The organism is Francisella persica ATCC VR-331, assembly GCF_001653955.1.
In the GTDB taxonomy this organism is placed as follows: Bacteria; Pseudomonadota; Gammaproteobacteria; order Francisellales; family Francisellaceae; genus Francisella; species Francisella persica.
On sequence record NZ_CP013022.1, the window covers coordinates 104038 to 129310 of the forward strand.

Genomic DNA, 25273 nt, shown 5'->3' on the forward strand with positions numbered 1-25273 from the left:
CAACTTTTATAAGTAAAAACTTTCCAGAGGCAAAATCTATGTATCAAACTGTTAATTATATGTTTGCCAGTGCTAACTCAGTTTCCGTACCATTTATAAAATGGCTATAGGAATAAAAGTCTAAATAATCCAAGATTAGAAGATAAATGGCCAACACAATGTAAATCAGTAACATCATTATCACAAAATAAATTATATGTAGTAGATACTCTAAATAGAGTTATGTCGGCTTAAATGAAGCAAACCTAGACAAATGTCAAACTGTTAGAACGATCATCGCTAATGAATGATAGCTTAACTGTAGATATCACTAATGATATGATCCATTAAAAGATATAGAGTAAATTAAAACTAGGAAAAATCCAATGAGAAAAATAATATTAATATAATAACTACAGTAATTGCTTCTTAAGCAGCAATAATACACCAAGCTTCTTCTTACTCGATGGCTATTTATCATACTGTTAATAAATAAACTCTTAAATCAATTTCTATAGCAAACATTTTGTTAAAATACTCTAAGTTTTAAAAGAAACAGACTAAGCTAATGCTATCTCTAATAGGAAAAACTCCTATAATAAAACTTAAAAACATAATAAACAATCATAATCTTTATGCTAAATGTGAATGGTTAAACCCTACTGGTAGTATCAAAGACCGTGTTGCAAAATATATTTTAGAAGATTTTATTATCAATAAAAAAATATCATCGAAACAAGCTGTTGTCGAAGCTAGTTCTGGTAACATGGGTACCTCTCTTGCTGCGATCGGTAAATTATATGGCCATCCAGTATATATAACTTGCCCTGCCAAAACTGGGCAAATTAAAAGAATAATGATAAGAAGTTTTGGTGCTAATTTGACTATTTGTAAAGATACTGCTGATTATAAGGATAAAGATTTTTATGTCAATAAAGCTAAACAAATAGCTAAAGATATAAACGGTATATTAATTAACCAGTATGATAATCAACTAAATACTGAATGCCATTACAAAACTACAGGGCAAGAAATAGTTAACTATTTTCTAAATCAGTTATTTAATATTGATTATTTTATAACTGTTGGTGGATCTGGTGGTACAATTACCGGATGCGCAAAAAGGATAAAAGAGATCTATCCTCAAACTAAGGTCATTATGCCAGACCCTAAAGGTTCAGTTTACTATGATATTTTTCATCATGGAGCTCCAATTCAAGAAAACATCCACAGCTATAAAGTAGAAGGTCCAGGTAATCCAGTTTTTTGCAATTCAATGAATCTTTCATATATTGACGAAATAATACAATTTACTGATGACCAAGCGATACAAGGATGTCATGATTTAGCTAATGAGCAAGGTATTTATGCTGGACATAGCAGCGGTGCTAACTATTTTGTTGCCAAAAAGCTAATTGAAAAATTACCACAACATCAAAGTTATAACATCCTCATAATGGTATTAGATAGTGGTATGAAATATGCTTTTGAATAACATAATGAAAATTATATATACAATATTTATATTTACTGCTATTATTTAATTTCAATTGTTAAATGTAGGAGTAAATAAATATGCCAGGCATATTAGTAAGTTTTGTGTTACTTTTCATTTCAATATTAACTGCTTGGTTTAATAGACGTTGGGGAGTCATCACATTCAGCATTTTCCTAATTGTATCTGGACTTGTATTTTTACATCACATGACAAATCACTTATCTATCTACTTATAATCATAAAATAACTGCTTATGCAAAAGTTTATTGAAAATGACCTAATTAAAGCTCTAAGTGCTATAGAATTAATGGGAATAACGGTAACTATAATTGCTGCTTTCTATTTACAGTTTGCAATGGATGAACTTCCTTGTCCCTTATGCTTATTACAGCGATTAGGGCTATTAGCAATTGGATTTGGTTTTTTACTTAACATTCGTTTTAATATACGTCCTAGCCATTATGCATTATCACTACTAGCCGCAGTATTTACATCTTTTGTTTCTCTTAGACAAATTGCCTTACATGTTACAGATCCAGTTGGATTCGGTTCAAGAATTTTAGGTATGCATACGTACAGCTGGGTATTTGTAACCTCAATGATCGCTATAATTTATATTGCTATAGTTATGTCATACCCTAGACAATATGAATTACGTGCACCACCTCAAGAAATATCACAAGCAAAAAACAACATTATATGCATTTTTACTAAAGTTATATTTATAATTTTTCTTTTAGTTGTCTTTGCCAATGTAGCTTCCACATTCTTTGAGTGTGGTTTACATGAGTGTTCAGATAATCCTACTACTTATCTTTATAAATAACTACACAATTTTTCTTTTCTACTATCATAAGTAGTATTAGTATCTTATTGATTTGTATTCATAATTTAAGTATACTGATATCATTTCTTACTATATCAGATATAATCACTTTACCTTTAGTTAACTATTGTTTTCAGAGTAGGGTTTTCAACTTTTTTCTATCCATACGCATTTAACACAGCATTTAATTAACTTTATATGCTATTAATATGCTTCTATAGCACACCAAAATCCAACTCCACCAACTCACGAACTGACTTAACGAATTTTGTTTGAGTTACAACTAAAGTAGCATATTTTCCTTCTATATTTTTTTAAATTATAGAGAATTAAGATATATACTAAAAATTTAAATTATACTTTTACCATAAAAGATTTATTGATCTATTAACTTTAATCATATCCAATATCTTTTTATCACTTATATATCTTTGATTTTTTATTAGATTTACTTATATCTAACCTAGTATAATCTAAAAGATAGTTTAAGCAGTAGCACTATTATTTTTAGTGCTCCCTTAAATAACTAAATTTATGTTAATTTTGATGATAAAAAAGTAGATTAAACTCATACAAACACTATAAATTAAATTAAGTTATCAATAACAAGAAGTACACCTTGAACTATTTAAAAATTAATACCAATAAACAAGTCTGAGTTAGTTACTATTTTCATAAGTTAAAATATTAATTTATTAAAATATTCAATAACTACATAACAAAAAAATAATAAATTCAAATATCAAAGCATTATAGAATTAAAAGAGTTGTATAGAAAATAATTTATATTACAGTAGAAACAACAAGTCCCATATTTTTATGAGGCATTGTATTTGAGCTTATCACGATAAGTCTTTGGATAAACTAAGAAGATGGCGACTACCTACTTTCACCTGGGCAATGCCAGACTATCATTGGCGTTTTGTAGTTTCACTTCTGAGTTCGGAATGGGATCAGGTGGTTCCTACAAGCTATCATCGCCAAAACTGTGTTTTGGGATTATAAAGATATTTAACAATTCAGTATAGAAATAGACTTAAGTCTCTCGGATCATTAGTACTGGTAAGCTTCATACATTGCTATACTTCCACACCCAGCCTATCAACGTCGTAGTCTCCAACGTTCCTTACTGATTTACATCAGAGAGATCTAATCTTGAAGGAGGCTTCACGCTTAGATGCTTTCAGCGTTTATCCCGTCCGAACGTAGCTACCCGGCAATGCTTCTGGCGAAACAACCGGAACACCAGTGGTTCGTTCACTCCGGTCCTCTCGTACTAGGAGTAACTCTTCTCAAATCTCTAACGCCCACGGCAGATAGGGACCGAACTGTCTCACGACGTTCTGAACCCAGCTCGCGTACCACTTTAAATGGCGAACAGCCATACCCTTGGGACCTGCTTCAGCCCCAGGATGTGATGAGCCGACATCGAGGTGCCAAACTCCTCCGTCGATATGAACTCTTGGGAGGAATCAGCCTGTTATCCCCGGAGTACCTTTTATCCGTTGAGCGATGGCCCTTCCATTCGGGACCACCGGATCACTAAGACCTACTTTCGTACCTGCTCGAGCCGTCACTCTCGCAGTCAAGCGCACTTTTGCCTTTATACTCTTGGCACGATTTCCGACCGTACCGAGTGCACCTTCGTACTCCTCCGTTACTCTTTAGGAGGAGACCGTCCCAGTCAAACTACCCACCATACACTGTCCTCGAATTTCTCCTGAGTTAGAACTTCAGATATTCAAGGGTGGTATTTCAAGGACGACTCCACAGCTACTGGCGTAGCTGCTTCATAGTCTCCCACCTATCCTACACATAAATATTCAAAGTCCAGTGTAAAGCTGTAGTAAAGGTTCACGGGGTCTTTCCGTCTAACCGCGGGTACACTGCATCTTCACAGCGATTTCAATTTCACTGAGTCTCTGGTGGAGACAGTGTGGCCATCGTTACGCCATTCGTGCAGGTCGGAACTTACCCGACAAGGAATTTCGCTACCTTAGGACCGTTATAGTTACGGCCGCCGTTTACTGGGGCTTCGATCCAGAGCTTCGCTTGTGCTAACCCCTTCAATTAACCTTCCAGCACCGGGCAGGCGTCACACCCTATACTTCATCTTACGATTTCGCAGAGTGCTGTGTTTTTGATAAACAGTCGCAGCCACCTGGTATCTGCAGCCCCCAACAGCTCAAAGAGCAAGTCTTATCACCATCAAGGGCACACCTTCTTCCAAAGTTACGGTGTCATTTTGCCTAGTTCCTTCACCAGAGTTATCTCATAGCCTTAGTATTCTCTACCTACCCACCAGTGTCGGTTTACAGTACGGTCGCTTATACAATTATACTTAGAAGCTTTTCCTGGAAGCATGGTATCAATAGCTTCGTCAAACAAGTTTGACTTCGTCTCGTATCTCAGATTAACAAGATGCCGGATTTGCCTAGCACCTCTACCTACATACTTTCACCTGGACAACCATCCGCCAGGCCTACCTAACCTTCTCCGTCCCTCCTTCGTTCATAATAAGCGGCACAGGAATATTAACCTGTTTCCCATCGACTTCACTCTTCAGCTACGCCTTAGGGGCCGGCTTACCCTACGTTGATTAACATTGCGTAGGAATCCTTGGGTTTTCGGCCAATAAGAATCTCACTTATTTTACGTTACTCATGTCAGCATTCGCACTTCTGATACCTCCAGCAAACTTCTCAGTTCACCTTCATCGGCTTACAGAACGCTCCCCTACCAATATACTAAATATATTCCGCAACTTCGGTGCATAGCTTAGCCCCGTTAAATCTTACGTGCAGGCCGACTCGACCAGTGAGCTATTACGCTTTCTTTAAAGGGTGGCTGCTTCTAAGCCAACCTCCTGGCTGTCTGGGCCTTCCCACTTCGTTTCCCACTTAGCTATGACTTAGGGACCTTAGTTGGCGGTCTGGGCTGTTTCCCTTTCCACTACGGACCTTAGCACCCGCAGTGTGTCTCCCGTGATTGAACTTCATCGTATTCTGAGTTTGCATCGAGTCAGTAAGGTCGTAAAACCCCCATTGTCGAAACAGTGCTTTACCCCAATGAGTTATACACGAGGCACTACCTAAATAGTTTTCGGGGAGAACCAGCTATCTCCGTGCTTGATTAGCCTTTCACTCCGATCCACAGCTCATCCCATACTTTTGCAACAGTATTGGGTTCGGTCCTCCAGTTAGTACTACCTAACCTTCAACCTGGCCATGGATAGATCGCGCCGGTTTCGGGTCTACTCCTAGCGACTAATCGCCCTATTAAAACTCGCTTTCGCTACGGATCCCTTATTCAGTTATCCTCGCCACTAAAAGTAACTCGCTGACCCATTATACAAAAGGTACGCAGTCACATGACTAAATCATGCTCCTACTGCTTGTATGCAAGCGGTTTCAGATTCTATTTCACTCCCTTTATAAGGGTTCTTTTCACCTTTCCCTCACGGTACTAGTTCACTATCGGTCATTCAGTAGTATTTAGCCTTGGAGGATGGTCCCCCCATATTCAGACAAGGTTTCACGTGCCCCGCCATACTTGTTCGTATGCTTAGTTCCACTGTCATTATTTCGTATACGGGACTATCACCCTCTATCGTCAAGCTTCCCAACTTGTTCTACTATAATTACAGCTAAATCATACCAGGCTCCTCCCACTTCGCTCGCCACTACTACGGGAATCTCAATTGATTTCTCTTCCTAAGGGTACTTAGATGTTTCAGTTCCCCTCGTTCGCTCTACACCCTATTCGAGTGAGTGACTAGATTATTCTCTAGCCAGGTTTCCCCATTCGGAAATCTCCGGATCATAGCTCATTTACCAGCTAACCGAAGCTTATCGCAGATTATCACGTCCTTCATCGCCTCTGAATGCCAAGGCATCCACCGCTTGCACTTATTTTCTTAAGTCTATTTCTATACTAAATTGTTAAATATCTCTATTTTCATGTAAATAAAATATTGGTGGAGCCAAGCGGGATCGAACCGCTGACCCCCTGCGTGCAAAGCAGGTGCTCTCCCAGCTGAGCTATGGCCCCAACAAAACATAAATTGGTGGGTCTGAGTAGACTTGAACTACCGACCTCACCCTTATCAGGGGTGCGCTCTAACCAACTGAGCTACAGACCCGTATTTTATTCACACTAAAATACATTACCTACAAACACTATGCTAAATCACTTGATCAACAATTAAAGCTTATTTACTTATTTTTTTTCGTATTTCCGTTAAGGAGGTGATCCAGCCGCAGGTTCCCCTACGGCTACCTTGTTACGACTTCACCCCAGTCATGAATCACTCCGTGGTAAACGCCCATTCGTTAAGCTATCTACTTCTGGAGCAACCCACTCCCATGGTGTGACGGGCGGTGTGTACAAGACCCGGGAACGTATTCACCGCAGTATTCTGACCTGCGATTACTAGCGATTCCGACTTCATGCAGTCGAGTTGCAGACTGCAATCCGGACTAAGAGTACCTTTTTGAGTTTCGCTCCAGATCGCTCCTTCGCAGCCCTCTGTAATACCCATTGTAGCACGTGTGTAGCCCTGGTCGTAAGGGCCATGATGACTTGACGTCGTCCCCACCTTCCTCCGCCTTGTCAGCGGCAGTCTCAATAGAGTACCCAACTTAATGATGGTAACTATCAATAGGGGTTGCGCTCGTTGCGGGACTTAACCCAACATTTCACAACACGAGCTGACGACAGCCGTGCAGCACCTGTCACTGCGTTCCCGAAGGCACCAATCTATCTCTAGAAAGTTCGCAGGATGTCAAGACCAGGTAAGGTTCTTCGCGTTGCATCGAATTAAACCACATGCTCCACCGCTTGTGCGGGTCCCCGTCAATTCCTTTGAGTTTTAGCCTTGCGGCCGTAGTCCCCAGGCGGAGTACTTATCACGTTAGCTGCGCCACTAGAGCCTTTACACCGACTCCAACAGCTAGTACTCATCGTTTACAGCGTGGACTACCAGGGTATCTAATCCTGTTTGATCCCCACGCTTTCGTCCCTCAGTGTCAGTATCGGTCCAGAATGTTGCCTTCGCCATTGGTGTTCCTTCTGATCTCTACGCATTTCACCGCTACACCAGAAATTCCCCATTCCTCTACCGTACTCTAGTTTGCCAGTATCAAATGCAGTTCCAAGGTTGAGCCCTGGGCTTTCACATCTGACTTAACAAACCACCTACAGACCCTTTACGCCCAGTAATTCCGATTAACGCTTGCACCCCCCGTATTACCGCGGCTGCTGGCACGGAGTTAGCCGGTGCTTATTCTTTGGGTAACGTCATTCCTAAAGGCTATTAACCTCAAGGCTTTCCTCCCCAACTAAAGTGCTTTACAACCCTAAGGCCTTCTTCACACACATGGCATTGCTGGATCAGGGTTTCCCCCATTGTCCAATATTCCCCACTGCTGCCTCCCGTAGGAGTTTGGGCCGTGTCTCAGTCCCAATGTGGCTGATCATCCTCTCAAATCAGCTATGGATCGTGGCCTTGGTAGGCCCTTACCCCACCAACTAGCTAATCCAACGCAGGCTCATCCATCTGCGACAGCTCGAAAGCTACCTTTAATCCACAGATACTATGCGGTATTAACAGTCGTTTCCAACTGGTATCCCCCTCAGATGGGCAGATTCCTACGCGTTACTCACCCGTCCGCCACTCGTCAGCAACTAGCAAGCTAGTCCTGCTACCGTTCGACTTGCATGTGTTAAGCATGCCACCAGCGTTCAATCTGAGCCAGGATCAAACTCTTCAGTTTAAATCAAATTCTTACTCTAACTACTGATACTCAAATTCTTTAACAAAGTGTTTGTATATAATATACCTCTTAAATATCACTAGAAATTTTTGCCTCTCAACCGCTAACATCACCCGCCAGCCGTGTGAAGACATATAATACACATCACCTCACTACAACGCAAGGGCTTTTTCAATTTTTTTTAACTTTTTCACTTCTTTTTTTTACAATAAACATCTCAATAACCTCAGTATAAATACAAAAATTAAGTTTTGGTTAAATAGTGTTAATATTTAAAATGGTTACTAGCAGTTTAGCCACTTTAATATTACTAGACACTTTATCTATCATATTATACTATTTATATATTTTACTTTTGAAAGGAGGAGTGGAGATACAGTAACCTGCTATCGCATTATATCAAAATAATTTAGACTTATTTGTAAGAAATTAGAAGATTGAGCAATGAACAATCACAAAATGTTAACTCCTGAAGCTATTAGCTAATTTAAGCAGATGTTTGGAATAAGACTTCCGTTGAAAATAGAAGTCATCTACTGAAACAAATTTAGCAAAACATAAAATATATGCTAATGAACTTGCTAAATCAATAAGATACAAAGATGAAAAATAATCTTATGAAGGAAGATTTATACTTAAATCTGATCTCTAAAGTTGGTAACAGTTGCTCCTCTGACTAATGCACTTATTGCCTACATAGGCCATATAGATCACTTAAAGAAAGAAGGTGAGCCACTTAAACCTGTTAGTATAAGTAGGTAAAAGGTAATCTCTACGATATCTAGTTTTACCTAAAAAAGCTAAAGATAAATCATTTATGCAACGCGTAAAGATTTATATTTGTAAAAGGAAGACCTAAACAAGTAAGCCAAATAATAAAAACCCTTAGGGATGATAGTGGTCTTAGGAGCTGGTAATTATATCTCTTCTTCTGAAATGATTAAAGTATTGTTCCTAGAACACTGTATTGTTGTACATAAACCTCATCACTTTAATGAAGAGACCAAGCAAATTTGGATTATTTTTTAAAGCCTCTAATTGAGACTGGAGTTATCAGCCTTTATCCTATTAACCAAGTCCAAGAATTAATTAAAGATACACTTTTGTCTAAAATTTATTTTACAAGGAGTTCTGAAACAGCTAAAGATATCACATTTTGTAACACAAAACTTTTAGGTATATTAGGAAAATTCATCATTGATTAAGATACTAAAAAACTCATAAAAATGATTTAGAGAATGCTGTAATTAATATGAACTATGGAGTAATAGCAATAAATACTATGCCTCATTTTATTTCCTTAAACCCTTATTAAACATGTGGTGGCATGATTCCGATAAAACTTTGGTTTCTGGACATGGCAACTTTGGTAACTTGTTATGTTATAAAAATATTGAGAAGCCAATAATATCTTATGATATCATGTCTCCTGAACACATGATGAATACGACTATATCTGAATGTATGATATATCTGGAAATATTACTGCTTATTCAAGTATACCCAACATGGAGAAATCTATTTAAACTAATTTATGGAGCTCTTAAAAGGAAACTTTAAAATAAAGATTTCTGAATAAATTAATTTACTTACCATTTTAAGTGGTGGGTGCTGAGGGGTTCGAACCCACGACCCTCGCCTTGTAAGGGCGATGCTCTCCCAGCTGAGCTAAGCACCCATTTGAAAATCGTAAAATGGCGGAGAGGAAGAGATTCGAACTCTCGATAGGGTTTAATGCCTATACTCCCTTAGCAGGGGAGCGCCTTCAGCCACTCGGCCACCTCTCCTAAACTAGGCAAAGTACCATTGTAATATAATATAGGTAAAGTGTCAAGAGAACATTACCCTATTTATTTCATTATGTCTGCAATTTTATTAGTATTAATACTTAATTTAGCTAAACAAAATAGTCAAAAAACTTTATAATATCAAAATCACATAACTTTAGATTATATTAAGTAACTCAAATGCGAAAGATACTCGTTACTAGTGCTCTGCCATACGCTAATGGCGACTTACATTTAGGCCATATACTCGGCTATATACAATCGGACATCTGGGTTAGATTTCAAAAACTACAGGGGAATCAATGTATTTTTGTTTGTGGTAGTGACACTCATGGTACACCAATAATGCTCAAAGCTAAAAATCTTGGCATTACTCCAGAAGAACTAGTTGCAAAATACTCTAATAATCACCAACAAGATTTTACTGATTTTGAAATTAATTTCGATAACTATCACTCTACTCATAACGTTTTAAATAAAGAGATTATAGAAGATATATATAATAAGCTTAACAATAAAAATCTTATCTCAAAAAAAACAATAGCTCAAGCTTATGACCCTGAAGCAAAGATGTTTTTGCCAGATAGATTTGTCAAGGGGACTTGTCCAAAATGTAAAGCTGAAGATCAGTATGGTGATAGCTGTGAAGTCTGCAGTGCAACTTATGATCCTACAGAGCTTATTGATCCAAGATCTGTAATTTCTGGTCAAGCTCCGATACAAAAAAACTCTGAACATTACTTCTTTGATTTACCAGCTCTAGAAAAAGATATAAAAAATTGGATAGACTCTAATACTTTACTACAACCTGAAGTAGCGAATAAATTAGCTGAATGGTTCGAACATAATTTACAAAGCTGGGATATATCACGCGATGCTCCATACTTTGGTTTTGCAATACCTAATACTAATGAGCAAAAATTTTTCTATGTCTGGTTAGACGCTCCTATGGGTTATATTGCAAGCTTTAGAGATTATTGTAATAACAACAATGTTGATTTTGATCAATTTTGGGGTGATAACAATAATAGTGAACTTTATCATTTTATTGGTAAAGATATAATCTATTTCCATGCGCTATTTTGGCCATCTATTTTGGCTTCTACAGGGTATAAAACGCCTACTAGTGTGTTTGCAAATGGTTTTCTAACCATTAATGGTAAAAAAATGTCTAAATCACGTGGCACATTTATTAAAGCTAGAACTTACCTAAATAATTTAGAACCAAGTTACCTTAGATATTACTTTGCATCTAGACTAACATCTCGTATAGATGATATAGATTTAAACTTAGAAGAGTTTGTTGCAAAATCAAATTCTGATATTATTGGCAAGGTAGTCAATATTGCTAGTCGCTGCGCAGGTTTTATATATAAGAAATTTGATGGCATTCTATCAGATGAAATTTTTGACAAAGAGTTAGAACATGAATTTGCCAAAAATCATGACACCATTACACAAGCTTTTGAAAAAAGAGAATTTGCAACTGCAGTAAGAATGATAATGTCACTTGCTGACAAGGCAAATCATTTTATTGATTACCATAAACCATGGCAATTAGCAAAAGAACAAAATCAAGAACAAAAGGTACATCAAGTTTGCTCACAAGGCATAAATATGTTTAAGGTTTTAGCTGCCTACCTTAAACCTATCATCCCTACTATTGTTGCTAATGCAGAAATTTTTTTAAATACGGAATTAACAAATTGGAGTGATGCATCAAAGTTTTTAATAAATCATAAAATAAATAAATTTAAGCCTCTTGCAATTCGTGTAGAAAAAGAAAAAGTCTATAAAATTTTAGAGGAAACAGAGAAAATGCTAAAAAAACAGTAAATTCCACAATAAAAACAAACTCATAAACCAGATATCGCTGCAGAATGTAGTTTTGATAATCTTATGAAAGTAGATTTACGCATTGTAAATGTAGTTGAAGCGACAGATGTTGAAGGAGCAAGCAGATAAACTACTTAGGCTAATATTTGGGACCTATGTGGTGTTACAAAACAAATTTTCGCTGGTATAAAGTCTGCTTACAAACCTGAAGATTAAATTGGCAAGCACACTGTAATGGTAGCTAACCTAGTGCCTAGAAAGATGAAGTTTGGTATCTCTGAAGGAATGGTTTTAGCCGCAGGTGATGGTAAAGGTATATATACTTAAACCTCATCTGGTGCTCAAGCAGGTATGCGTGTAAAGTAAGACAATTACTAAAAAACTTACTACAATATATCGATAATTTTATTGCTATTCTTTCTAGCATTATTAAACTATCTTGATCGCTTTATCTGAATATCTCTAATACTGAGATTGCAGTAGCATTTAACTATTAGTTCTATTGAAATTGATATATTACTTTCAGCGTTTATGTGGTCATATGCTTTAGCTATCCTACCAGCTGGATACCTAGTCGGCCTGGTTGGTATAAATAAAGTGATGTTAATAAGTATGATTACATGGTCATTAGCATGTGTGCTTGTTGACTTGTTAGTAAGTTTATATTCAATTCTCATTTAAAGGCTATTATTAGATGTTGCTGAGGCACCTTTTTTATAGTTGCTACTAAAATGATTCAAAACTACACTTCCCAACTCTTCACAACGCTAGCTTATATCATCTATAGTAGCACTTGATCTGAGGATGGCTAATATTCTAGTCCTATATTAGTAAGGGCGCGGAATGTTTATTAACTTGGAACGATTGGCTTGTTTGTTGCCGTTATATAGTGGTTTATATATAAAAACAACGTATAGAAACAAACATAATTTATAGAATAATCCAAAAAGTATCAATAACAAATACCCTTTTTTTAAAAAAAATAATCCTTTTATGTATTGGCAATCTTCGTTCTTCTTATGCTTACTTGCTATTTCTGACTTGGCTACCTTTTTATTTCATAAAGTTAAAATAAGCTTATCCGAAATGAGTATAGCCACCTTAGTATCATTTATCTCTACTCTATCATTGCTTCAGTAATGATTGGTGGTATAATTTCAGACTTAATGGATTTAAAAAAGATTTTCTACAATTACCTCACGCTTAACTCCGATCATAATAGGTTGTCTCATAGCTTCTGTATCAATATTAGCAATACCTTTTATGATAATATTTTTCATAATTGTATGTGTAATTGGCATTACTATTTTCTGTCTTGGATTAAGAATTTCACCAACATGGGCTCTTGTGACAAATATCTCACCTCCACAGCTTTAGGCACCATTGATGGTGCTCAAAATTTTGCCAATTTTATAGGTGATGGCTTAGTTCCATTAATCACTGGAGTCACTCTTGATGTCATAAATAATAATTTTCTTATAGTATTTGTTTTTAGAATAAAATATATTCCTTTTAAAAACCTAAAGATCTATTTCACCAGCTCCCTGTCTTAGAATTTGATATGGTAATTCTAATAACTCTACAACAGTTGTTGGCTCATAGCCACAGTAGTCTGATTCAACTACAGCATCTAGATAATTCATTATTTGATTATCAACCTCAGCACAGTCTGTGACAACATACTGATAACCAGGTATTATAAAGCTACTGATAACTAACGGTTCACCAATTTCTGCAGATATTGCTTTTGGTACATAATGCTCACTAAATCTAATACCAACCGTATTTTTAGATTTAGTAACTAGTAATGATGATACCTTTTTTTGTCGCATTTAAAATAAAAGTATGTGGACCAGGTGTATACCTTTTTAATAATCTATAGGTATTATTATCAACTTTTGCATATTCTGATATCTCAGATAAATCTTTACAACAAAGCGTAAAGTTATGACTACTATCCAAATTTCTTATTTTGATAATTTTGTCTATACCGTTCTTTGATTTCATCCGACAAGCTAAAGCATACCCTGAATCAGTTGGTATAGCTATAACACCATCATTATCTAAAATATTAGCAAGCTCTTTTAGTTTAGAAAGATTATTACCATAACTATATAATTCGATTAACCTCTTCATAATTTCTACAACAACCGTTATACTTACTAAAATCAGTATACAAATACTTAGTATTTAATATCAAAATGAATAAAGTAATTAATGATTTGCTTCCTGCAATTGTATTTTTTGGTGTTTATAAGATATATGATATTTTTTTTGCGACAGCAGCACTAATCATAGTAACACTAGCACAAGTTATTTGGGAATGTATAGCTCACAGAAAAGTTGCTAAAACACAAATTTTTATAGCCATTTTAGTCGCAATTTTTGGTAGTGCTACCTTATATTTCCATAATGAAGAATTCATAAAATGGAAAGTAAGTATAATTAACTGGTTAATGGGTATTGGTCTAATAATTACTACTTATACAATGAAAGAAACACCTATGCAAAAAATTCTCAAAGATACCATTGATCTAAAACAACACAAATGGAAAGAAATCAATAATATGTGGGGAGCTTACTTTACCATTCTAGGTACACTTAATCTATTTGTAGCATATTTTTTCTCTACATATATTTGGATGAATTTTAAACTTTTTGGTCTTTTAGGCATAACTTTTGTATTTCTGATAATACAATCGATCTATCTATCAAAACATATTAAAAGATAATTTTAACATTTAGTTTGCAAAGCAATATTTCATAAATGTATAATTAGTGCACGACAGCTACAGAAGCAAAAGATGAGCGAAGAAACTCTAAATATTGATACAACCCCTTTAGTAAAAAATAAAGCCTACTCATATAAAAACATATTACGCTGTATTTGTTTAGTAATTATCCTTGCGATATTTTGTATTAGTGAGCTTGCGATACTATCAGCTATTTTTATAATATTCACTATTTCTTATGTTATTATCGCAAGCTTTGGAGCTATATATCTATCAGCACTAGGTATTAAAAATTTATCGAAGTACTATCAAGAAAAAAATAAAAATATCAGCAACAACTAAATTACTTTACTAACCCAGCTGCATAAGTACGTGCACCTATTAAACCGACATCAGTATTCACAATTATATGCACTGGAAAGTCTTTCATCACGTTTGACATTCTACCTTTGTCTCTAAACTTCTCTAAGAATTTACTCTCTTTTATTTGTTTGATAAGTCTTGGCGCAATACCTCCGGCGATGTAAAGACCTCTAAAAGGTAAACTTGTAAGTGCTAAATTACCAGCAACTGAACCATATATACTTAAGAATATATCTATCGTTCTCAATGCTGATGGTTCTCTATGTTCAATAGCATACTTAACAATTACTGCTGCCTTATCAGAATCTGAAACACTAAATAGCGCTCTACGTAACTCCATACATTCAGGTTGATCATATAAAGGATGACGCACTACATACTTATAGATATTATAAATACCATAGCCACTACAGAATCTCTCTGGAGAGATACGATGAAAAGTCTTACGCATAAACTTAAATAACTCAACTTGCTCATCATCAACAGGTGAGAAATCAACATGTCCTCCCTCTGTTTTGTAAACTCTTGGTTTATCGTATTTATCATAGCTGACCAAACACATTCCTAAACCTGTACCAGCACCAACTACAGCACATAAGTTGTCATCATCTTTTTTACCTTGTTGGAGTGTGATGATATCTTTTTCTCTATCGAGAGATTCTATACCATAACCAATCGCTTCAAAGTCATTGATTACTTTAACCTTAGTTTTGTCTATACCAAGACCTTCTGATATATATTGCTCAGAAACCATCCATGGTAGATTAGTTACCTCAACCTCACTGTTAGAGACAAAACCAGCTACAGCTAGACAAACAGAATCTATCTGATCTACCAAGTCTACCTCAGATAAAAACTTATTGATGATATCAGATAAACAATTGAAATTCGCTCCTTTATATTTTCTTATTGCTATACTTTGTGTCACACCACTCTCTAAAAGAGAAACTTCTAATCTAGTGTTAGTCCCACCGATATCTCCAGATAATATATACATCGTTATACTCCCTATTTAATGGTATCTTGCCGATACAAATAATTGATATTCTGCTATAATGAAATAATACTCAATATTACAATCTAGTTTAGATGCCTAAAGGAAATAAAACAACAGATTTTGGCTTTACACAAGTGCCTTGGGAAGAAAAACAAAAAAAGGTAGCTAGAGTATTCCATTCAGTAGCGGCTAAATACGACTTGATGAATGACCTAATGTCATTTGGAATTCATCGCATCTGGAAAAAACAAACTATTGCTAAATCTGCTATTCGTAAGGGTGATAATGTCTTAGATCTTGCTGGTGGTACTGGTGATTTAGCATATAAATTTTGTCAAATGGTTGGCTCACAAGGTAAAGTAATCTTGAGTGACATTAACTCTTCAATGCTTGAAGTAGGTAAAGAAAAGCTAACTAACAAGGGTTGTGTTGGCAATATTGAATATGTCCAAGCCAACGCTGAATGCCTACCTTTCTCTGATAATTATTTTGATTGTATTACAATATCATTTGGGCTTAGAAATGTTACAGATAAAGATAAAGCCCTAGCATCAATGTGCCGCGTTCTAAAACCTGGTGGGCGCTTACTTGTACTAGAATTCTCTAAGCCTATCATATCTTTGCTTTCTAAAGTTTATGATGAATACTCTTTCAAAGCTTTACCTTTTTTAGGTAAAATTATTACTAAAGATGCAGAAAGCTACAAATACCTAGCTGAGTCAATTCGTAAGCATCCTGATCAACAAACACTAAAACAGATGATGTATGATGCTGGATTTGATAATGTCGAATATCAAAACATGACTGGTGGTATTGTAGCACTACATATTGGATATAAATATTAAAATGCTAAAACTAGTAAATATAGCCTTAAGTCTTCTGCCTAAACTTGATCCTCAGGCAAGTGCTCTGCTATTACCTATAAATGGTAAAACTTTAAGTGTCAATATCGTTGATATTGATTTAATGATTACGCTTAAAGTAGAAGATTCTAAAATACATGCTAACAACGAGCCTACCAAAAACATTTTAAAAGGTAACTTAGCTTATATTTTAGAACTTATTTTCAATAAAAATCTACAAGAGTTAATAATAGCTGAAAAACTTGATTATCAAGGTAGCCTAAAAGATCTTAATGCTTTTAATAATTTTTTGAATGCTGTTGATATTGATTTAGTTTATAAAATATCTGAACTTATCAGTCCTGAATTTGCTGGAATTGTTGCCAAACCTTTTCAAAAAGTAAAACAATACTTTAAAACCTCACTACAAGAGACTATTGTCGATATCAAAGACTTCCTAACAGAAGAGAAAAAAACTCTGATATCTCAAAATGAGATTAATATCTTTTATAGCCAAGTTCAAAAGCTAAAGCAGACCACTGATAGAATAGAGGTAAAGCTAAAATTATTACAAGGCTTAAAAAATGATTAAAAAATTTCTAAGGCTTATATACATTTTTTATATTATAAATAAATACTGTCTACTCAATGAACCAATTAAAGCGACAAAAATAAAAACTCTAAGAGTCTTATTATTTCTGAATCCATTTTACTATTCTCCAAGAATAAGTAGACTCGAGCATGGTGTGCGTATTAGAGAAGCTTTAGAAAAACTTGGACCTATTTTTATCAAATTCGGACAAGCTTTATCAGTTAGAGCTGGTTTACTACCTCCAGATGTGATAAAAGAAGTCTCAAAACTCCAAGATAATGTCCAACCTTTTGATAATAGAATAGCTGCTGAACAAATTCAAAAAGCTGCAAAAAAACCTATCAACGAGATTTTTAAAAGCTTTGAAAGCTCTCCATTAGCGTCTGCATCTGTAGCGCAAGTGCACGCTGCTGTATTACAGAATGATGAAAAAGTGGTAGTGAAAGTGCTGCGTCCTGGAATTGAGAAAATTCTTAAACTGGATACTTCCTTGATGCTACTATTTGCAACTTTACTTAGTAAAATCAAAAAAATACGAAGATTTAAGCCTGTAGAGATTGTCAAAGAGATAAATCAAAGTTTTTTTGATGAGCTTGATTTAGTCCGCGAAGCGGCAAATGCTTCTCAAATTCGTAGAAATTTTGAAAACTCAACCATACATTATGTTCCTAAAATATATTGGGAATATACTAGTTCTACTGTGATGGTAATGGAGAGAGTTGGTGGCATAAGAGTTTCTGATATAGAAACCCTAGATGCCTTAGGTGTCGATCGTCGTCTATTAGCACAGCGTGGTGTAGAGATTTTTTATTCACAAGTATTTGATGACTGTTTTTTCCACGCTGATATGCATCCTGGTAATATGTTTATCGATGTGTCTAATCCAACTGATCCAAAATATATTTCAATAGATTTTGGTATCGTTGGCACTCTTAATCGTGACGATCAGCGCTACCTTGCAGGTAACTTCTCGGCTTTTTTAAAACGAGACTATCGTAAAGTTGCTGAGCTACATATAGAATCCGGATGGGTTCCAAGTGATACGCGTGTTGATGTACTTGAATCAGCAATTAGAACAGTGTGTGAGCCAATCTTCGAAAAGTCTATGAAAGAGATATCACTAGGCTATACTTTGATGCAACTTTTTGCAGTAGCTCGTCGTTTCAATATGAACATCCAACCTCAACTTACACTGTTACAAAAAACTCTTTTTCATGTTGAGAGTCTTGGACATAAACTTTGCCCTGAATTAAATATTTGGGAAACGTCTCGACCAATCCTAGAAAAATGGATGAAAGAGCAAATGGGTCTAAGAGGTTTCTACCATCGCTCAATGGAAAATATGCCTAGAGTTAGTGATAAACTACCAGAATTACCACGCATGGTTTTTGATATATTACAACAGGCAGAAATCAACCTAAAAAATGCTACTTCATCTGTACAAATTAATGACTTTAAAAAGCCTAAGAAAAAATATCGATTTGCTTTAAGTTGTGGAATAGCTTTGACAACCGTCGGAGCAATATATACTTTGAATAAAGATACAACTCCACTAATTAAACTACAAAACTTTATTAGTAATCACAGTACTAGTTTTATAGTTATAGGAGTTGCATGCTTGATTTACTATAGTTTTAAAAAGGAGAAATAGGTGCTAGATTGTATTTTTTGCAAAATTATTAATGGTGAAATACCATCTAAAAAAGTTTATGAAGATAAAAACGTTTTTGCTTTTCATGATATCAACCCAGCTGCTGATGTGCATGTCCTTGTTATCCCTAAAAGACACATTGCTAGCTTAAATGATCTAAACGAACAAGATCAAGAGCTTATGGGTAAATTTATGCTTAGTATTCCCAAAGTTGCTAAGCTAATGGGATTAAATGGTTTTAAGACTGTATTTAATACTGGTAAAGAAGGGGGACAGATGGTTTTTCATATTCACGCTCATATCTTAGCAGGTAGAATTAAATCTAAACTTCCAGAATAATTAATTTTAAAAAACCAAAATTCTTAAACTAGATCGCTAAACTTAGAACTGGCGATGGAAAAGAGTTATTTGAAAAGCTATTTACATGATGTAAACCTTATGCAAAACTCATAGTTGATAAACTAATAACCACTACTACTGATAATTTTTAGTCATCTACTCTATAAATCTTTGTAATCTTTATTTGATTATTATTACAAAGCATTATTAATAAGATTTATTTATAATTAGACTATCTAAGTCTTACTAGTGTGATTATAGTTTTTTGAATTTTACTTTTTTTGAAATAGTCTCAATAACTCATTAAGTGTAGAACTGGTAGTTCAGACATCATAAAATACAAGTAAATTCTTTGCTTATAATTGGTTTGATTAAGCAGCATCTACATTTTTGAAATGCTGCTGTACCATACCATCATCCCACAAATGCCTAGTCAATTTGAAAAAATCTCACCAGCTAACAAATCTTTATTAAACTTAAATCTCTGCAGCAAGAACCTAACTTCTGAAGAATTTAAGTAAATAAAAATAATTAAATCTTGAATTAAGCTCTATTTGTTGTTTTAGTTGTTGTAATAAACTCTCAAATCATTAGCAGATTACTTACATAATAGGCAGTTTTGATTAGAGAGTATTTTGATGGTTTTTGTTATAATTTTCATAATTTAATTATAAAAGAAGTTTTTATATGTTCAATTATAATCTTTTTCTTAATAGACTATCAAAGAGAAAACTATATTCTCAATCTTTTATCAAAAATGAAATTGCCCAAAGACTACTCAAGCGTTTGGAATTTATAAAGCTAGATCCTAAAGATATCTTAGTTACTGGTTATAGTGATAATGATTATTTTGAGAAATTACACAAACGATTTCCTAATGCAGATATTCATACCAATCAAAACTTTAAGCAACAGTTTGATATTATTCTCTCAAACTCTATTATTCACTTAACAGATAATTTATCTCAAGAGTTAGATAATTATTATCAGCTGATTAATGATGATGGTATTTTACTCTTTTCAACTTTTGGCAATAAATCATTTGCGACACTGAAAGAAGCTTTTGCATGTGTCAGTAACCACAAGCATACAAATAGCATGATTGATCTTATAACTTGGGGGAATATGCTACAAGCTAGCCAATATAAAAGCCATGCTATTGAGTCAGATCTTATCACATTTACTTATGAGAATATAAATATTCTTTTTGAAGATATAAGACACCTAAATGAACCACTAGCTGATACGAATATGCAATTTGGCTTAACTGGTAAAAATATGTGGTATAGTTTTATTAAGAAATTTAAACAAAATTTACAGTTAGAAATAGAAGCATTGTACGGTTATGCCATATGCAAGTCTCAAGATAATGCTCTAAAACCTCAGGTAAACCCAAATAGAATAAGCTTAGAAGAGCTAAAAAAACAAATTACTGATTTTAAGAAAAATTCTCTTAGCAATACATAACAGGCATAGTAGATAATTGCTGCCAATCGTAATTAGAACATTTTATTGGCTTTTTTAGTGGCTGACAATATGTTCTCCATGTACCACCACCATAAGTTTTCATAATCAAACATTTTTTAAAACGCTGCTGTTCACCACTTAGCAACCCTACAGTAGTAATTTGCTCGATAGAATAACCATCCGATAGTTTATACTTAAAATGCTGGCTATTTTCATCGTTATCTATTTGCTCAAATGTTTTATCTATTTCTTCAGGGGTACTAACATTATTTAAAAGACTTTTATAATTTTTTAATTTATATTCGTCACTATATTTTTTGACATTCTCATCAATATAATCTTTAGCTGACTTAACTTTATAGTAACTTTGCAAGTTTGTAAAATCTTGATCAATATTATAATTTTCTTTAATCATATTACGCGCCTCAGTTAAGACACGCGCTGCTGATTTTTTAAGTTTTTGCTTTTCATGTTTAGCTTTAGTTGCAAGTTCAAGATTGAAAGCATCTATCTTTTTTTTAGTTTCTGATGGAGCATTATCTTTTATGATCTCTTCAGCTTCAGCTAAAAGCTTTTCATAATTATCATCACTAGTATAAACAAGACTACTCAAAGCATCACCATAATCATTTGATTTTGGCGCTTCATTTTGTTTAATAACAGAACCAATAGTCATGTGATTTTGAGTTAACAAAGCAGAATCATTATTTATAGAAGTTTTAGAAGAATACTGACGTAGTGTGGTGGTATCTTTACTACCAATATTGACTGCTGGTTGAGCATTAGTAGTAATTGTATCAGCTATAGAAATACCGCAATACAATGACATAATTATCAAAGAAGATAAAACTTTTTTTTTCATAATTTGTCAAAAAAATTTTTCCTATGCAAAGTATAATAGATATTATACATATAAGAAAGAGCTTTTATCTAAAGCAATTTAAATAACAATTTGCTCCTCGTGTAACTTGATATTATAATGCTCTAAAACCTGTTGTTTTATAAACTCAATAAGGTCTAAGATATTCTGACCGCTAGCATTACCATTATTTACGATAATGCCTCCGTGTTTTGGTGATATTTGCGCATCACCAATTTGCTTACCTTTTAACCCTAGCTGCTCTACCATAACACCTACTGGCATATTTGCTTGTGGTCTCTTAAAAACACTACCAGCCGTAGGTTTTTGTGGTAAATTAGATAACCGGCGTGAATAAATATAATCTAGTTTTGCTTTTATCTCTTGTTTTAATTTGTGCTCAAACTCAAACTCTGCTGATAAAATACAAATATCTTTTATATACTTAAAAATTGAATATCTATAACCATATTCAATATCTTTTTTTGGATATTTTTTTATCTGTTTGGTATTAAGGTTAAGTATTGTGACACTTTTGACACAAGTGTATATCTCATCACCATATGCACCAGCGTTCATAATCAATGCTCCACCGACACTAGCTGGCACATCATAAAAAGTCTCAATACCACTTAAGCCAGCACGATAGGTAGCTAATGCAAGATCCTGTAATAATACTCCAGCTTGGACATTAGCATAATTATCAATAATATTAAAAGAGTTGAATTTTTTAGTGAAAATCACAAATGCTACATTATCATAATACTCTTTAGAAAAAATGACATTACTACCGTTACCAAGGAAAAATAATTTCTGATGCTTATTAATAATATCTAATAGTTCTTGGTTATTAGTAGGAAAATAAACATATTTAGCAAAAGACTTAATACGATATGTATTATATTGTTCTAAGGATATATACTCTGACATTAGTCACCTAAACATTATCATTTAAAATCTCTATTTGCATAAAATGAGACATATTTTCTATAAGATTATTATATCCTCTAAATATCTGGTGAGCATTATTAATAATCGAAAATTCATCTAATAATGATCCAGCCATCAAGCATGCCATACCAGCGCGCAGATCTTTGACACTCATCACCGCTGGACGTATATCATCTAGATTTTCAAGTGGCTTGATTTTTATAAGAGTATTATCAATAGATATATTAAAACCCATTTTACGAATTTGATAAACATAATTTATACGCTCAGGGTAAACCATATCTTGAATAGTACTAGAGCCATTTGCCATAAATAACATCACCACGTATATTGGCTGTAAATCAGTAGGAAAATGTGGAAAAGGTGCAGCAATTATATCAACACCTTTGATACGACTATCCTTCCCAAAAAACTTAATACTGCAATTAGCTTGGTCATACTCCCATTTAGCTCCAGCATTGACCAATTTTTCTAGCGGTTTTTTGATATTGTATATATTTTGGGTATTAATATTTGTAATTGTAACATTTGTTTTATACAAATATGCCATAGCAGCATAAGTCATAGCTTGAATACGGTCAAAAATAATTTCAAACTCACAGCCGTTTAATCTCATGACACCTAAGATTTTTATTTTTCTGCTATCCGCATTAAAATCGATATTTGCACCACATTGATTGAGATAGTCTATTAATGTAACAACCTCAGGTTCTAAAGCAACATTTTTAAGTATAACCTCAGAGTTACCAGTTACAGCATACATTATCAAATTCATAGTTGCCCCAACTGAAGGAAAAGGCATCTTAAACTCTGCATTTTTTTCTTCTTTGTAAATAACTTCTATATGATCATCAGTCAACTTGACTTCAGCACCTAACGCTTCTAAACCATTTAGATGAATATCAAAAGGCCTTTTTTCACTAAAACTACAACCACCAGGAAAACCAATCTTAACACGACCTTTTTTCTTAAGTAATGATCCTAAAAGCATCAAAGAACAGCGTGTTTTAGATGTCATATCTCCACATAGTTCTAAAGTTTCATTTGAAATGCCAGTCGTATCAATAGTTATATTCTCACCCTTTTCGATAACTTTAGTACCAACACTTTCTAAGATCTCTTTAGCACCTTTATAGTCTAAAAGAGTCGTTGGAACATTAGTAAATTTTGTTTTAGTATCTGGAATTAAGCTTGCAAAAATTAAATGTAACAAAGCATTTTTAGCACCACTAATATTAATGGTTATTTCATCAGCAATCTTACTTAATTTTTTTACTCTTACTGCCTTCATCTTTTGATCTCTTATTTTTTCTATCTGCAAAAGGGTTTTCTGATTGCTTAAACTCAAATACTATTGGAGTACCACGGAAATCTAAAGCTTCTCTAAAGAAATTTTCTAAGTATCTTTTATATGAGTTTGGCAATCTACTTACTTGGTTACCATGTATCACGATAACCGGCGGATTGTGGCCTCCAACATGGGCATACTTAAGTTTAATTCTAAATTTACCTACCATTGGTGGTGAATGCGCCTCTACTGCAAGCTGCATTAAACGCGTAGCATCAGCTGTAGTTATTTTTTTATTTGCACAAGTATAGGACATGTCGATTGACTCAAAAATATGACCAACATTAGTACCATGTAATGCTGAGATAAAGTGTATATCAACATAATCCTGTAGGAAAAAAAGCTTTCTTTTAAGGTCTTGTTTAACCTGCATACGATCATCTTCTGTCATACCATCCCATTTATTTACAGCTAAGACTAATGCTCTACCATTTTTAATAGCAAAATGTATCAAACTTAGGTCCTGATATGAGATACCCTGCCTTGCATCAACTACTGCAACTACAACATTTGAATCTTTTATTGCTTGTAATGTTTTTATTACTGAAAATTTCTCTAAAGTTTGTTTTACCTTACCTCTTTTGCGCACACCAGCTGTATCAACTATAGTATACTTCTGACCATGGCGCTCAAACGAAATACTGACACTGTCAATTGTAGTGCCTGGCATATCAAATACCACAACTCTATCTTCACCAATCATTCTGTTTGTAAGTGTCGACTTACCAACATTAGGTCTACCAATTAATGAAAAATGGACACCTTGACGTTGTTGTTCTTTATGCTCTTGTGTTTGAGTATAATCTTGATAGTATTCGTTTAATGGTTTTTTCAGAAACTTATCAACTAGCTTTTGTGTGTTTCTACGATGTGCTGCAGATATTGCAAATACTTTATCAAAGCCAAAACTATAAAATTCAGCCATTGCTCCTTCTTCTTCGGTACCATCAACCTTGTTCACCACAACCACTACTTTCTTATCTTTCTGGCGTAAAAGACCGGCAACATACTCATCTCCAGCTGTCAATCCAGCCCTACCATCAACTACAAAGAAAACTAGATTTGCCTCATCTATAGCGACTTGTGATTGTTTAGTCATAAACTCATCAAAGCCTACATCTTTATCTGAGATACCACCAGTATCAACTACTAGATAATCCAAACCATCGTATTGTGCTTGCCCATATTGACGATCACGCGTTACACCTTCAAAGTCAAATACTAAAGCATCACGCGAGTTTGTCAATACATTAAAAAGAGTAGACTTACCAACATTAGCTCTACCCACAATTGCAACTAAAAAAGACATTGTTACTAGATAATTTCATAATTTATAATATTTACCGATAATCTTACTCTATTTCAGAATTTTTATAAAGCAAATCACTTAAGGTAAAAAATAATTTGCAATTTAGAATAATAATTATGAATC

15 protein-coding genes, 4 tRNA genes, 3 rRNA genes and 4 pseudogenes are annotated in these 25273 nt (G+C 34.4%); 12 read left to right on the forward strand and 14 right to left on the reverse strand.

Features of this window, described 5'->3' with window-relative positions; genetic code table 11:
* Positions 1-547: 547 nt before the first annotated feature.
* From FSC845_RS00565 to FSC845_RS00570, 3 genes are all read left to right on the forward strand, one after another.
* On the forward strand, positions 548-1474 hold the full coding sequence (locus FSC845_RS00565) for a PLP-dependent cysteine synthase family protein (protein WP_064461321.1): 927 nt from the start codon (positions 548-550) through the stop codon (positions 1472-1474).
* A gap of 80 nt (positions 1475-1554) precedes the next feature.
* The gene (locus tag FSC845_RS08410; protein ID WP_227806605.1) at positions 1555-1713 is read left to right on the forward strand and encodes a DUF5993 family protein; all 159 of its coding nucleotides are present in this window, start codon (positions 1555-1557) and stop codon (positions 1711-1713) included.
* A gap of 17 nt (positions 1714-1730) precedes the next feature.
* Positions 1731-2303 (forward strand): disulfide bond formation protein B, encoded by a 573-nt coding sequence (locus tag FSC845_RS00570; RefSeq protein ID WP_064461322.1) that lies wholly within the window; start codon positions 1731-1733, stop codon positions 2301-2303.
* An 870-nt stretch (positions 2304-3173) separates the two neighbouring features.
* Here the strand turns inward: FSC845_RS00570 and rrf are convergent.
* The 7 genes from rrf to FSC845_RS00615 all read right to left on the reverse strand — a co-directional run bounded on the left by rrf (position 3174) and on the right by FSC845_RS00615 (position 9864).
* Positions 3174-3288 (reverse strand): 5S ribosomal RNA (gene rrf / locus FSC845_RS00575).
* Between the two features lie 47 nt (positions 3289-3335).
* Positions 3336-6225: ribosomal RNA gene (locus tag FSC845_RS00580) — 23S ribosomal RNA — on the reverse strand.
* Positions 6226-6277: 52 nt separating this feature from the next.
* Positions 6278-6353: transfer RNA gene (locus FSC845_RS00585), tRNA-Ala, on the reverse strand.
* Positions 6354-6367: 14 nt separating this feature from the next.
* Positions 6368-6444, reverse strand: a tRNA-Ile gene (locus tag FSC845_RS00590).
* 99 nt (positions 6445-6543) lie between these two features.
* Positions 6544-8077: ribosomal RNA gene (locus tag FSC845_RS00595) — 16S ribosomal RNA — on the reverse strand.
* Together the 16S, 23S and 5S rRNA genes with 2 tRNA genes alongside form the textbook arrangement of a ribosomal RNA operon.
* Before the next feature lie 1602 nt (positions 8078-9679).
* A tRNA-Val gene (locus FSC845_RS00610) sits at positions 9680-9755 on the reverse strand.
* A gap of 17 nt (positions 9756-9772) precedes the next feature.
* Positions 9773-9864: transfer RNA gene (locus FSC845_RS00615), tRNA-Ser, on the reverse strand.
* Between the two features lie 180 nt (positions 9865-10044).
* Between FSC845_RS00615 and metG the strand changes: the two are divergent.
* Both metG and FSC845_RS09475 read left to right on the forward strand, forming a co-directional pair.
* A pseudogene (gene metG, locus FSC845_RS00620) lies at positions 10045-12066 on the forward strand (methionine--tRNA ligase).
* A 27-nt stretch (positions 12067-12093) separates the two neighbouring features.
* A pseudogene (locus FSC845_RS09475) lies at positions 12094-13193 on the forward strand (MFS transporter); the annotation flags it as partial.
* A 27-nt stretch (positions 13194-13220) separates the two neighbouring features.
* Here FSC845_RS09475 and FSC845_RS00630 read toward each other — a convergent pair.
* Positions 13221-13836 (reverse strand): annotated as a pseudogene (locus FSC845_RS00630) (L-threonylcarbamoyladenylate synthase).
* A 65-nt stretch (positions 13837-13901) separates the two neighbouring features.
* On the opposite strand from FSC845_RS00630, the gene FSC845_RS00635 reads away from it, so the two are divergent.
* Both FSC845_RS00635 and FSC845_RS00640 read left to right on the forward strand, forming a co-directional pair.
* Positions 13902-14432 carry a septation protein A gene (locus FSC845_RS00635; protein ID WP_064461326.1) on the forward strand — a complete coding sequence of 177 codons (531 nt, stop codon included), beginning with the start codon at positions 13902-13904 and terminating at the stop codon, positions 14430-14432.
* Between the two features lie 72 nt (positions 14433-14504).
* Positions 14505-14774 carry a hypothetical protein gene (locus FSC845_RS00640; RefSeq protein WP_064461327.1) on the forward strand — a complete coding sequence of 90 codons (270 nt, stop codon included), beginning with the start codon at positions 14505-14507 and terminating at the stop codon, positions 14772-14774.
* A gap of 1 nt (position 14775) precedes the next feature.
* Here FSC845_RS00640 and glk read toward each other — a convergent pair whose 3' ends face one another.
* On the reverse strand, positions 14776-15792 hold the full coding sequence (glk, locus tag FSC845_RS00645) for a glucokinase (RefSeq protein WP_064461328.1): 1017 nt from the start codon (positions 15790-15792) through the stop codon (positions 14776-14778).
* 92 nt (positions 15793-15884) lie between these two features.
* Here glk and ubiE point away from each other — a divergent pair, with 92 nt between their 5' ends.
* The 4 genes from ubiE to FSC845_RS00665 are packed head-to-tail and all read left to right on the forward strand — an operon-like array spanning position 15885 to position 19216.
* A complete protein-coding gene (ubiE, locus tag FSC845_RS00650) occupies positions 15885-16637 on the forward strand; it encodes a bifunctional demethylmenaquinone methyltransferase/2-methoxy-6-polyprenyl-1,4-benzoquinol methylase UbiE (protein WP_064461329.1) in 753 nt (250 codons plus the stop codon).
* A gap of 1 nt (position 16638) precedes the next feature.
* On the forward strand, positions 16639-17226 hold the full coding sequence (locus FSC845_RS00655) for a ubiquinone biosynthesis accessory factor UbiJ (protein ID WP_064461772.1): 588 nt from the start codon (positions 16639-16641) through the stop codon (positions 17224-17226).
* Positions 17219-18877, forward strand: a complete 1659-nt coding sequence (gene ubiB / locus FSC845_RS00660) for a ubiquinone biosynthesis regulatory protein kinase UbiB (protein ID WP_064461330.1) — start codon at positions 17219-17221, stop codon at positions 18875-18877. Before FSC845_RS00655 ends, ubiB begins: the two co-directional genes overlap by 8 nt.
* Positions 18878-19216 (forward strand): histidine triad nucleotide-binding protein, encoded by a 339-nt coding sequence (locus FSC845_RS00665; RefSeq protein WP_064461331.1) that lies wholly within the window; start codon positions 18878-18880, stop codon positions 19214-19216.
* Between the two features lie 377 nt (positions 19217-19593).
* On the opposite strand, the pseudogene FSC845_RS09480 reads toward FSC845_RS00665, so the two are convergent.
* A pseudogene (locus tag FSC845_RS09480) lies at positions 19594-19877 on the reverse strand (ComF family protein); the annotation flags it as partial.
* Positions 19878-19903: 26 nt separating this feature from the next.
* On the opposite strand from FSC845_RS09480, the gene FSC845_RS00670 reads away from it, so the two are divergent.
* Complete coding sequence (locus FSC845_RS00670; protein WP_064461332.1) at positions 19904-20683, forward strand: methyltransferase domain-containing protein; 780 nt, start codon at positions 19904-19906, stop codon at positions 20681-20683.
* Here FSC845_RS00670 and FSC845_RS00675 read toward each other — a convergent pair.
* From FSC845_RS00675 to der, 4 genes are all read right to left on the reverse strand, one after another.
* Positions 20670-21545, reverse strand: coding sequence for a hypothetical protein (locus tag FSC845_RS00675; RefSeq protein WP_064461333.1), 876 nt, complete (start codon positions 21543-21545; stop codon positions 20670-20672). The two genes, FSC845_RS00670 and FSC845_RS00675, sit on opposite strands and share 14 nt — an antisense overlap.
* Before the next feature lie 78 nt (positions 21546-21623).
* A complete protein-coding gene (murB, locus tag FSC845_RS00680; RefSeq protein WP_064461334.1) occupies positions 21624-22472 on the reverse strand; it encodes a UDP-N-acetylmuramate dehydrogenase in 849 nt (282 codons plus the stop codon).
* Between the two features lie 7 nt (positions 22473-22479).
* On the reverse strand, positions 22480-23784 hold the full coding sequence (locus FSC845_RS00685; RefSeq protein WP_064461335.1) for a UDP-N-acetylglucosamine 1-carboxyvinyltransferase: 1305 nt from the start codon (positions 23782-23784) through the stop codon (positions 22480-22482).
* Positions 23753-25150: a ribosome biogenesis GTPase Der gene (der, locus tag FSC845_RS00690; protein WP_064461336.1), complete on the reverse strand. Its 1398-nt coding sequence runs from the start codon at positions 25148-25150 to the stop codon at positions 23753-23755. Before der ends, FSC845_RS00685 begins: the two co-directional genes overlap by 32 nt.
* Positions 25151-25273 lie beyond the last annotated feature (123 nt).